This window comes from Mesobacillus maritimus, assembly GCF_019749255.1.
In the GTDB taxonomy this organism is placed as follows: Bacteria; Bacillota; Bacilli; order Bacillales; family Cytobacillaceae; genus Mesobacillus_B; species Mesobacillus_B maritimus_A.
In genome coordinates this window covers 43,713-54,446 of record NZ_JACWFH010000003.1, presented here as the reverse complement: position 1 = coordinate 54,446, position 10,734 = coordinate 43,713, and the positions used below count along the sequence as shown (strand labels likewise).

Annotated in this window: 12 protein-coding genes; 11 read left to right on the top strand and 1 reads right to left on the bottom strand. The window is 38.8% G+C overall.

The features are described 5' to 3' along the window. The first annotated feature begins 405 nt into the window (after window positions 1–405). The 10 genes from H0185_RS01540 (at window position 406) to rsmI (ending at window position 7,948) form a co-directional block, all read left to right on the top strand. Entirely contained in the window at window positions 406–609 is a 204-nt protein-coding gene (locus tag H0185_RS01540) for a sigma factor G inhibitor Gin (RefSeq protein WP_221870536.1), read from the top strand. Between the two features lie 347 nt (window positions 610–956). Continuing rightward, a complete protein-coding gene (locus tag H0185_RS01535; protein ID WP_221870534.1) occupies window positions 957–2,393 on the top strand; it encodes an aminotransferase class I/II-fold pyridoxal phosphate-dependent enzyme in 1,437 nt (478 codons plus the stop codon). 28 nt (window positions 2,394–2,421) lie between these two features. Further along, window positions 2,422–3,060, top strand: coding sequence for a dTMP kinase (tmk, locus tag H0185_RS01530; RefSeq protein WP_221870532.1), 639 nt, complete (start codon window positions 2,422–2,424; stop codon window positions 3,058–3,060). Between the two features lie 146 nt (window positions 3,061–3,206). Continuing rightward, window positions 3,207–3,536: a cyclic-di-AMP receptor gene (locus H0185_RS01525; RefSeq protein ID WP_221870530.1), complete on the top strand. Its 330-nt coding sequence runs from the start codon at window positions 3,207–3,209 to the stop codon at window positions 3,534–3,536. Window positions 3,537–3,577: 41 nt separating this feature from the next. After that, window positions 3,578–4,585 carry a DNA polymerase III subunit delta' gene (gene holB / locus H0185_RS01520; RefSeq protein ID WP_221870528.1) on the top strand — a complete coding sequence of 336 codons (1,008 nt, stop codon included), beginning with the start codon at window positions 3,578–3,580 and terminating at the stop codon, window positions 4,583–4,585. Then, entirely contained in the window at window positions 4,578–5,408 is an 831-nt protein-coding gene (locus H0185_RS01515; protein WP_221870526.1) for a PSP1 domain-containing protein, read from the top strand. The genes holB and H0185_RS01515 overlap by 8 nt, the downstream gene beginning before the upstream one ends. Window positions 5,409–5,421: 13 nt before the next feature. Continuing rightward, window positions 5,422–5,784 carry a DNA replication initiation control protein YabA gene (gene yabA / locus H0185_RS01510; RefSeq protein WP_221870524.1) on the top strand — a complete coding sequence of 121 codons (363 nt, stop codon included), beginning with the start codon at window positions 5,422–5,424 and terminating at the stop codon, window positions 5,782–5,784. A gap of 290 nt (window positions 5,785–6,074) precedes the next feature. Continuing rightward, complete coding sequence (locus H0185_RS01505) at window positions 6,075–6,818, top strand: tRNA1(Val) (adenine(37)-N6)-methyltransferase (RefSeq protein ID WP_221870523.1); 744 nt, start codon at window positions 6,075–6,077, stop codon at window positions 6,816–6,818. Further along, window positions 6,805–7,092, top strand: a complete 288-nt coding sequence (locus H0185_RS01500; protein WP_221870521.1) for a GIY-YIG nuclease family protein — start codon at window positions 6,805–6,807, stop codon at window positions 7,090–7,092. Before H0185_RS01505 ends, H0185_RS01500 begins: the two co-directional genes overlap by 14 nt. Beyond that, the gene (gene rsmI / locus H0185_RS01495; RefSeq protein WP_221870519.1) at window positions 7,070–7,948 is read left to right on the top strand and encodes a 16S rRNA (cytidine(1402)-2'-O)-methyltransferase; all 879 of its coding nucleotides are present in this window, start codon (window positions 7,070–7,072) and stop codon (window positions 7,946–7,948) included. Before H0185_RS01500 ends, rsmI begins: the two co-directional genes overlap by 23 nt. 178 nt (window positions 7,949–8,126) lie before the next feature. On the opposite strand, the gene abrB is transcribed toward rsmI, so the two are convergent. After that, window positions 8,127–8,414 carry a transition state genes transcriptional regulator AbrB gene (abrB, locus tag H0185_RS01490; protein ID WP_221870517.1) on the bottom strand — a complete coding sequence of 96 codons (288 nt, stop codon included), beginning with the start codon at window positions 8,412–8,414 and terminating at the stop codon, window positions 8,127–8,129. A 363-nt stretch (window positions 8,415–8,777) separates the two neighbouring features. Between abrB and metG the strand changes: the two genes are divergently transcribed. Beyond that, window positions 8,778–10,724 (top strand): methionine--tRNA ligase, encoded by a 1,947-nt coding sequence (gene metG, locus H0185_RS01485; RefSeq protein ID WP_221870515.1) that lies wholly within the window; start codon window positions 8,778–8,780, stop codon window positions 10,722–10,724. Window positions 10,725–10,734: the final 10 nt, after the last annotated feature.

The following is a 10,734-nucleotide window of genomic DNA, read 5'->3' as shown; positions in this document are numbered from 1 at the left end:
CGTTGCCAGGCACATGAAAGAACAGCTGAATAGCAGCTGTTCTTTTTTGTTTTAGCTGAAAAAGGTCATTTTTTCTTACTTTTATCCTAGTTCACCTGAAGAAAATCAGTCAAAGTGAGTGGACAATGCTTGATTTTTATTCCCTGTAGGAGAATAAAGATCATAAGTATACGAGGAATTAAAGCTACCGCATTAAGGTAAATCCCCCTAAAGAGAATAAAACAAGCCAAAACCTAAGCATTTTAAACCAATTTGAAATATGAATAGTAAATTTCTATATAGACATACAATGAATTGCGATACTCAACATACACTATAAATCAAGTAAACTCCAAAAGAGATTATTCTAAAGATTGTATACAAATGGGAGGACCGGGGCAGAATAGGTGTATGGAGGTGGAGAGTATGACTAGGATTTTAGCTCAGGAACATATGGGGGAATCTTGCGTAATCTGTGAACAGGTAAAACCAATGGGGATACATCTATACACTTCTTTTATCTGCACGGAGTGTGAAAGAGGCATGATTGATACGGACACGAGTGATCCAAAATATAAATTCTATGTAGATAAGCTAAGAAAGGTAACTAAGCCAGAAATTTTTTCATAAGTTTTTGTATAACCAAACAGCAATAACCTACCTTATAAGCTCTTTTAGGGCTTTATTTTTTTGTCTAAAGGCACCCTAGACGCTAAGGGCCAGTCTGCCCGGGAGCAGTGACCTTTACTAGCAGCGCGTCGGTCATCGCAGGGAAAGCACTGCACCACTGTCACCAGCGCGAGACCGCAAGCCTAGCGTAACCTAATGTTCTCAAATCCCCTTGACCAAAAAACATTATCTACTTTAACTCAGCTTTCGAAACCCAATTACCTTTTACTCAGAGAAAGAAAACAGCAAAGTTAGTGCTGGTTTGGTAAAATAGACAAGTACATTAATATTTATTAGATGGTGAATACATGAATAATCAAATCCATACGCCTTTACTTGATCAGCTCCTTATACATAATAAGAAACAACCAGTATCTTTTCATGTTCCTGGACATAAGTATGGAGAACTATTTCCGGGGAAGGGCCGAGAGTTTTATCAATCCTTATTAAAATTGGATGCAACCGAGTTAACAGATTTAGACGATCTTCATTCTCCGGAAGGCGTAATTTTAAAAGCTCAGCAATTATTATCGAACTTATATCAGACTAGCACTAGTTTCTTCCTTGTGAATGGATCAACCTCTGGCAATTTAGCGATGATTCTTGCGACAATAGAGGAAGATGATATTGTTCTTGTACAAAGAAACTCCCATAAATCGATTATGAATGGAATCAGGTTAGCAAATGCTCAACCTATCTATCTTAATCCTGAATATGATTCTGAACTCATGGTTGCTTCTGGGGTAAGTCTTGAAACCATTAAAGCAGCTATTCAATCAAACCCAAATGCTAAAGCACTGATTCTAACATACCCGAATTATTATGGAATGGTTTATAATCTAAAGGGCATTATTGAACTTGCCCATGAGCATGGGATTCCTGTTTTAGTTGATGAAGCACATGGAGTTCACTTTGTTGTGGGTGACCCTTTTCCGCCTTCAGCTGTCTCATTGGGCGCAGATGTGGTCGTTCAATCTGCACATAAAACCTTACCGGCCATGACAATGGGTGCTTATCTGCATTTTAATAGTAGTATCGTCTCTTTAGAGAAACTAAGTGAATATTTACAGGTGGTACAATCAAGTAGTCCTTCCTATCCAATCATGGCTTCATTAGATGTAGCTAGAAGTTATCTAGGCACATTTACTAAAGAAGATATACAATCATTGGTAAAAAGAATCAATGCTTTTAAAACAGAATTAGAAAGGATAGATGGACTGACAGTTTACTCACAAAGCAAGCAAGACCCACTAAAGTTGGTTTTACGAGCAAATGGTTATAGTGGGTTTGAACTTCAGGAAATTTTTGAACGGCAGGGTATTTTTGCTGAATTAGCAGATCCAAACAACCTTTTAATGGTTCTTCCTTTATATAATGAGGAAAGTACGAATGGTTTAATAGAGGCAGTGGCAAAAATAAAAGAAGCAATGCAAGGAGCGAGTAGCTCCTCTAAGCATCTTGAACCAACAAGACTTCCGAAGTTTGAAGGGCAGCTAGTTGAGAGATTAGCTCTGTCCTTTAAGGAGATGTCCAAGAAGGAGCGAAATTTCACTTCCCTTTCCCAAGCAGTTGGAAAGATATGTGCTGAGTCAATTATCCCATATCCACCAGGAATTCCACTGGTTTTACCCGGGGAAAGGGTTAAGAAAGAACATATTAAAAGTCTTGAATACTTATTGAAGATTGGAGCCAAAATTCAAGGTGGTGAAAGGCTTAAAGCTGGAGAACTAAAGATTTTTAAATAAAGCAGACAGTATGGAGGAACATTCCAATATGAAACAAGGTTTATTTGTCTCTTTCGAAGGACCTGAAGGAGCAGGGAAAACAACCATTATAGATATGTTGATTGAAGATTTAAAGAAAGAAGGCTTTCAAGCTATTTCCACGCGAGAACCAGGTGGAATTGAAATAGCCGAACAAATTAGAGAAGTCATTTTAAATAAAAATAATACGGCAATGGATGCGAGAACAGAAGCCCTTCTATACGCAGCTGCACGCCGGCAACATCTTGTTGAAAAGGTAAAACCAGCGTTAGAGGCAGGTAACGTTCTATTATGTGATCGGTTTATTGATAGTTCTCTGGCTTATCAGGGCTTTGCACGTGGCTTAGGAATTGATGAAGTACTTTCTATTAACCAGTTTGCAATAGAGGATATGATGCCGAGGGTGACGTTTTATTTTGATTTAGACCCTAAAATTGGTTTAGAACGAATACATAAGAACGACGGTCGTGAAGTAAACCGTCTTGATCTTGAAAAGATAGAATTTCACCAAAAAGTCAGAGAAGGATACCTAATTGTTGCAGACAGGTATCCAGAGAGAATAGTTAAAATAGATGCATCGAGACCACTCCAACAAGTATTTGATGAAGCAAAAGGGAAATTGAAACAAATCCTTATTCCTACACCTTAAAGAAAATTCTTTAAGGTTTTTTACTGTTCGATGATATATAATATTGGATAAAGTTGGGAAAGTATATTCATCACTGTCTAGCTAGTAAAATATTGTTATAATAAGGTTAAACTAATCGGACCAATAATTGATGTGGAGGGATAGGGATGAAGTTAATATTAGCAGTTGTTCAAGACCAGGATAGCAACCGACTTTCTAAAGCGTTAATCGACCATAATTTCCGGGCAACAAAGTTGGCAAGTACGGGTGGTTTCTTAAAATCGGGCAATACCACTTTTATGATTGGAACTGAGGATATTCGCGTAGATAAAGCGTTGCAAATTATAAAGGACAATTGCCAATCGAGAGATCAACTTGTTGCACCAGTTTCACCAATGGGAGGAAATGCGGATTCATATGTTCCTTACCCTGTAGAGGTTGAAGTTGGCGGAGCAACAGTATTTGTTCTTCCGGTTGAGCAATTCCATCATTATTAACACGAATAACCCCTATTAATAGATAAGCGAGTGATGCTAGATTGACAAAAACATGGGAAGAACTAGAGCAGCTTCAACCAATTGTACTAAAAATGTTGAAAAACAGTTTATTAAAGGATCGGGTTGCTCATGCCTATTTGTTTGAAGGAATGAGGGGGACAGGAAAAAAGGATATTGGATTCCTGTTGGCAAAAAGTGTTTTTTGCCATGAACCGATTGAGGGGTATCAACCTTGTGAGGCTTGTACGAACTGCAAGCGAATTAATCACGGGAATCACCCTGACATTCACCTCGTTGAGCCGGATGGGCTGTCGATAAAAAAGGCACAAATCCATGCTTTACAGGAGGAGTTCGCAAAAACAGGAGTGGAATCAAAGAAAAAACTATACATGCTTGTTCATGCAGATAAAATGACCACAAATGCTGCTAATAGTTTGCTGAAATTTCTTGAAGAGCCTCACCCAGGAACGATGGCAATTTTAATAACAGAGCAGGCACAACAGATATTGCCAACCATTCTATCAAGGTGCCAAATTATTGGTTTTACACCATTATCTCCTAAAAATTTGGAAAAGAAATTAGTCCAGCAAGGGGTAAACCCACAAATGGCGCCAGTCCTCGCTTCGTTAACCAACAATCTGGATGAAGCTCTAGAAATGAGTCATGATGATTGGTTTGTACAAGCACAAAAAATAGTGGTAAAATTATATGAAGTGTTAAAGAAGAATTCTCTTGAAGCAATGGTCACACTTCAGGAAAATTGGTTTCCGCACTTTAAAGAAAAAGAACAAGTTGACCGTGGATTGGATTTATTACTTCTTATTTTTAAGGATTTACTATATATCCAGCTTGGGAAGATAGATCACATCGTAACCCTAAGCGAAAGTTCCCGCTTGGAGCAATATGCGCTACAGACATCTGGACGGCGTCTGACTGAGCAGATGGCAGCAATCTTAGAAGCGAAACGGAAATTGCACGCCAATATGAATCCCCAGCTATTAATGGAAGAGTTGGTGTTAAAATTGCAGGAGGGATCTTCACTTGTATGATGTAGTTGGTGTCCGCTTTAAAAAGGCGGGGAAAATATATTATTTCGATCCTGGAGAACTAGACATTCAAAAGGACGATTTTGTTATTGTTGAAACTGTCAGGGGTGTGGAATTTGGCAGAGTAGTCGTCGCAAAGAAACAAGTAGGCGAAAACGATGTTGTTCTCCCACTGAAAAAGGTAGTTAGAATTGCTGATCAAAAGGATCGCATTATCGTTGAGGAAAATAAGGCTGCCGCAAAAGAGGCCTATGAGGTTTGCGGTCAGAAAGTAAATGAACATCAACTGGATATGAAACTAGTGGATGTGGAGTATACTTTTGATCGAAACAAGGTGATCTTTTACTTTACTGCAGACGGAAGAGTCGATTTCCGCGAGTTAGTAAAAGACTTGGCTGCTATTTTTCGGACAAGGATTGAGCTACGTCAAATTGGCGTACGTGATGAAGCAAAGATGCTTGGTGGAGTCGGTCCATGTGGAAGAATGCTATGCTGTTCTACATTCCTAGGGGACTTTGACCCTGTTTCGATTAAAATGGCAAAAGACCAAAATCTCTCTCTAAACCCTACGAAAATATCAGGACTTTGTGGTCGCTTAATGTGCTGCTTAAAATATGAAAATGACAATTATGAGTCAGCAAAAGAATTGCTACCTGACCTTGGTGAGTTTATTGAAACTCCAAATGGACGAGGAAAAGTGGTAGGATTGAATATTTTACAGCATGTGATGCAGGTTGAATTCCCTAAAGAGGGGAAAGTGCTCGAATATACACTTGATGAAGTACTAAAAGAAGGCGCCGTTTCAATACAATCATCCACAGATTAATGAGGTGGAAAAGGTGGATAAAAAAGAAATCTTTGACTCAGTCAGTAATATGGAAGCGCAAATCGGAAATCTTTATGTTCAGCTGGGTGAGTTAAAGCAGCATTTGGCAGAAATACTCGAAGAAAATAACTCTTTAAAGCTGGAAAATGAACATCTAAGACGCCGTCTAGAAGAAACAACAGAAAAGAAAGAAAATAAGCCATTAAAGGGCAGAAAGCCTAACAGTGATTCCCGAAATTCAGTGGACATCGGAGAAGGCTATGATAACCTTGCTCGTCTTTATCAGGAAGGGTTTCATATTTGTAATCTAAACTTTGGAAGCCTTCGTAAAGAAGGGGATTGCATGTTCTGTCTGTCTTTTCTTAATAAAAAATAATTGGCTGCCTTCTCCATCGTGAGAAGGTTTTTTTTATAAAAAACATAGACCATGTTACATAACATTAATTGGAGAAAAACCTCTTTTGAGAATACGGGCCAGAGGAGATGGTGGCAGGCGCTTAAGCACCGAGGGGATAAGCTAGATAAAGAAGGTGCCCAAGGGCTATGCGCTGAAGCCCAACCTACCCCAGCCACTCATTCGCTACTTAGAGTGGAAACGAACATCCTTATAGACCACTTTAAAATTAGAAAGAATAAACTTACGCTTATTCATAATGGAGGAACAGTATGATTGAACTTATAGGTGACGAAAGATTGGATTTCCTTTTAGCAGAAGAGTTACGGATTATCCAGAGTCCATCTGTATTTGCCTTTTCCCTAGATGCCGTCCTGCTTGCTAAATTTGTTTATGTCCCAATCCAGAAAGGGAAATTAATTGACTTGTGTTCAGGGAATGGAGTCATTCCATTATTTCTAAGTACAAGAACGAAGGGAAGTGTTATAGGGGTTGAAATTCAAGATAGGCTTTATAGCATGGCTGTAAGAAGTATACAATATAACCAGTTGGACGAACGTATTTCGATGATCCATGGTGATATTAAAGAAATGCCTAAGAGATTAGGCTATGGAAAATTCGATATTGTGACATGTAATCCTCCTTATTTCCCGACACCTGCAAAAAAGGAAATCAATGAAAATGAACATCTGGCTATAGCACGACATGAAATTCTCTGCACACTAGAAGATGCGATTAAAGCCTCGAGCCAGCTAGTCAAACAAGGGGGAAAAGTGGCTTTTGTTCACCGTCCAGGTAGATTAATCGATATCATTGAATTGATGAGGAGATACCGCCTTGAGCCGAAACGAGTCCAATTTGTTTATCCGAAACAAGGGAAAGAAGCGAATACTCTCCTGATTGAAGCGGTAAAGGACGGAAGTCCAGATTTAAAGATTGAAAACCCGCTTATTGTCTATAATGAAGAAAATGAATATACACCTGAGATTAGAGAAATTTTATATGGCAAGGAATGAACATTATTTTTATGTTCTCTTGTGTCGGGATGGTAGTTTATATGCTGGGTATACAAATGATCTCCCCCGACGCATACAGCAACATAATGAAGGAAAAGGTGCAAAGTATACGCGTGGCCGAGGGCCAGTTACCCTTTTGTTTTCAAAGCTTTATGAAACAAAAGGGGAAGTACTTAAGGCAGAATACGCCTTTAAACAATTGCCGAGGGTGAGAAAAAAGGATTTTTTAAAAAGAGAGCTAGGTGAAGACGATGCAACAGCAAAAAAGCTATGAGCATGAAGATGAAAAAGGAATCTTATATCTTGTTCCGACACCAATCGGGAATCTTGAAGATATAAGCTTTCGTTCCTTGAGAATATTAAAAGAGTCCACTGTTATTGCGGCAGAGGATACTAGGAATACCAAGAAACTGTGTAACTACTTTGAAATTGAGACACCTGTAACGAGTTATCATGAACATAATAAGGAAATAAGTGGGCAAAAAATTATTAGTCAGCTGAAGGAAGGGGCAAAAGTGTCTCTCGTCAGTGATGCCGGCATGCCAACGATCTCAGATCCTGGATACGAGCTTGTTCGAGCCGCGATTGAAGAGGATTTAACGGTGGTTCCATTGCCAGGGGCCAATGCAGCCTTAACAGCTTTGATAGCGTCGGGCATACAACCACAGCCTTTTTATTTTTATGGATTCTTACAAAGAGGAAAAAAAGAGAAACGGAAAAAATTAGAAAAGTTAACCAAACAGTCCTCAACGTTAATTTTTTATGAATCCCCACATCGCTTAAAGGAAACATTGGTTTTAATGAGTGAGATATTGGGGAAAGATAGAAACATTGTATTATGTCGTGAGTTAACGAAGAAGTTTGAGGAATTTATTAGAGGTACTCTAAGTGAAGCCGTTACCTGGGTGGAAAACAGTGAGGTTAGGGGAGAATTTTGCTTGATTGTTGAAGGCGGAGATGGACTCGAAGCAGATGAAGGTGCTAGTTGGTGGGAGAGTTTAAGCATTGAGCAACATGTAGAACATTATCTTGAGAATCAAGGGATGACGTCAAAAGAGGCCATTAAACAAACAGCCAAGGACCGTGAGATGAATAAGCGAGATATTTATCAAGCGTATCATGTTCAGTAGTGAGAAACAGATGCGCCCAGCAAAAAGACGTTGGGCGCTAAGTCATATTCACTAAAATCGTCTTCACATTTACGTTTCTCATAATAATAAAGCGTAATCCAGCCTGTTTGGAATCTAAAAGTAACAAGCTTTGAGAAAACGGCAAAAAAAAAGCCTCTCCATTTAGGAGATGCTTAAATTAAGCTTTAACAGGCTCAAATGAGTTTTGAATTTCAGCTAGTAGTTGTTCAGCACCTTCACGGCTTAAAATCAACTTACCACCAGCAAGTGAAATATTGTTGTCAGAAACTTCACCTGTAATATGACAAGTCATATTAGGCTTATATTTCTTTAAGATAATACGATCATCATCGACATAAATTTCAAGAGCATCTTTCTCAGCGATACCTAGTGTTCTTCTTAATTCAATTGGAATAACTACGCGACCAAGTTCATCAACTTTACGAACAATACCAGTAGATTTCATTAGTAATAGTCCCCTCTCTCTCAATATATTTCTCTATGTTTCGTCATAATTCGACATTTATTTTTATAGTCTTAATAATACCAGCCATTCCCATATACGTCAATTATTTTATTTTTTCATGTTTTGGTAAATATTAACAAGAGTGATAAGCGGAGATGACATCTAGTTTCAACTATATTAATAGTAAAAACGTAGGACAAAAACAATCCCAAAATCCTATCGCAACTATAACGATCAAAAACTAGTATTTTTCATATTTCGACAAAATTCGACAAAAACTTCGACAACGTGGAAAACCTTGGAGAAGAAATGTATAATAATGAATTAGAATGATTTGGTTCTCTAGCCTAGGAGGTAGTATTTATGAAGGAAAAATTAAAAACGTTTTACCTAACCACCCCAATTTATTATCCAAGTGGGAATTTGCATATTGGACATGCCTATACAACAGTTGCAGGTGATGCAATGGCGCGATACAAAAGAATGCGTGGATACGATGTAATGTTTTTGACCGGAACAGATGAACATGGTCAAAAGATTCAGAGGAAGGCAGAAGAAAAAGGCATTACCCCACAGCAATATGTCGATGAAATTGTTTCTGGTATCCAAGAGCTCTGGGGAAAATTAGACATCTCTTATGATGATTTTATTCGTACAACGCAAGATCGTCATAAAGAAGTAGTTGAAAAGCTCTTTGCACGTTTAGTGGAACAAGGGGATATTTACCTAGACCAGTACGAGGGCTGGTATTGTACACCTTGTGAATCATTTTATACAGATCGTCAGCTCGAAGGTGGCAATTGTCCCGACTGTAACCGTCCGGTTGAAAAAGTAAAGGAAGAGTCTTACTTCTTTAAAATGAGCAAGTATGCAGATAGACTTCTTCAGTTTTACGAGGAGAATCCGGAATTTATTCAGCCTGAGTCAAGAAAAAATGAAATGATAAACAACTTCATCAAACCTGGACTTGAAGACTTGGCTGTATCGAGAACAACCTTCGATTGGGGAATTAAAGTGCCTGGAGATCCTAAGCATGTGATTTATGTTTGGATTGATGCTTTATCCAATTATATCACTGCTCTCGGTTATGGAACGGAAGACGATTCAAAGTACTTGAATTACTGGCCAGCAGATGTCCACCTTGTAGGAAAAGAAATTGTTCGTTTCCATACGATCTATTGGCCTATCATGTTAATGGCTCTTGATCTTCCTTTACCTAAGAAGGTATTCGCGCATGGTTGGCTGTTAATGAAGGATGGAAAAATGTCGAAATCGAAGGGAAATGTGGTGGATCCTGTCACATTAATTGACCGTTATGGTCTAGATGCACTTCGATATTACTTGCTTCGTGAAGTACCATTTGGGGCAGATGGTGTTTTTACTCCTGAAGGATTTGTTGAGAGAGTAAACTTTGACTTGGCAAATGATTTAGGTAACCTCTTAAACCGAACAGTGGCAATGATTAATCGCTATTTCGATGGAGTCATTCCGACTTATGCAGGTTCAGAAGGTGAATTTGACCAACAGCTTCTTGAGATGAGTAGACAAACCGTGAAAAAGTATGAAGAAGCAATGGAAAAAATGGAGTTTTCTGTGGCACTAACAGCGGTGTGGCAGTTAATTAGCAGGACAAATAAATATATAGATGAAACGCAGCCGTGGGTATTAGCAAAAGATGAGGCTAATAAGCAGGCATTAGGAAATGTAATGGCTCATTTAGCTGAATCATTAAGACAAACAGCGGTGCTGCTTCAGCCATTCTTAACTCAAACTCCGAAGAAGATTTTCACACAGTTAAATGTGTTAGAGGAAGGGTTGACAAGCTGGGAAAGCCTCGAAAGCTTTGGAAGCATCTCAGAAGGCACAAAGGTCCAAAAAGGAGAGCCAATCTTCCCACGTCTAGAAGTGGAAGAAGAAGTGGCATTTATAAAAGAAAAAATGCAAGGTAGTTCCGCTCCTGTGGTTGAGGAAAAACCTGAAACTTTACCAGAAATCACAATTGATGACTTTATGAAGGTTGAACTTCGTGTTGCCCAGGTTATCCATGCCGAACCGGTAAAAAAGGCAGACAAATTGTTGAAGCTCCAGTTAGATTTAGGCTATGAAAAGCGTCAGGTTGTCTCTGGGATTGCCCAGCATTATAAGCCTGAAGAACTTGTGGGCAGAAAAGTTATTTGTGTGACCAACTTAAAACCTGTCAAACTACGCGGCGAGCTATCAGAAGGGATGATTTTAGCTGGTTCAAAGGACGGGGATTTATCCCTTGCTACCATTGCTGAATCACTTCCCTTAGGAGCTAGAGTTAAATAATTTGCTGATA

Bases quoted from the DNA above. Each gene is read 5' to 3' on its own strand.
- H0185_RS01535 (WP_221870534.1), top strand. From the start codon at position 957: ATGAATAATCAAATCCATACGCCTTTACTTGATCAGCTCCTTATACAT.
- metG (WP_221870515.1), top strand. From the start codon at position 8,778: ATGAAGGAAAAATTAAAAACGTTTTACCTAACCACCCCAATTTATTAT.
- rsmI (WP_221870519.1), top strand. From the start codon at position 7,070: ATGCAACAGCAAAAAAGCTATGAGCATGAAGATGAAAAAGGAATCTTA.
- H0185_RS01505 (WP_221870523.1), top strand. From the start codon at position 6,075: ATGATTGAACTTATAGGTGACGAAAGATTGGATTTCCTTTTAGCAGAA.
- tmk (WP_221870532.1), top strand. From the start codon at position 2,422: ATGAAACAAGGTTTATTTGTCTCTTTCGAAGGACCTGAAGGAGCAGGG.
- H0185_RS01525 (WP_221870530.1), top strand. From the start codon at position 3,207: ATGAAGTTAATATTAGCAGTTGTTCAAGACCAGGATAGCAACCGACTT.
- abrB (WP_221870517.1), bottom strand. From the start codon at position 8,414: ATGAAATCTACTGGTATTGTTCGTAAAGTTGATGAACTTGGTCGCGTA.
- H0185_RS01540 (WP_221870536.1), top strand. From the start codon at position 406: ATGACTAGGATTTTAGCTCAGGAACATATGGGGGAATCTTGCGTAATC.
- H0185_RS01500 (WP_221870521.1), top strand. From the start codon at position 6,805: ATGGCAAGGAATGAACATTATTTTTATGTTCTCTTGTGTCGGGATGGT.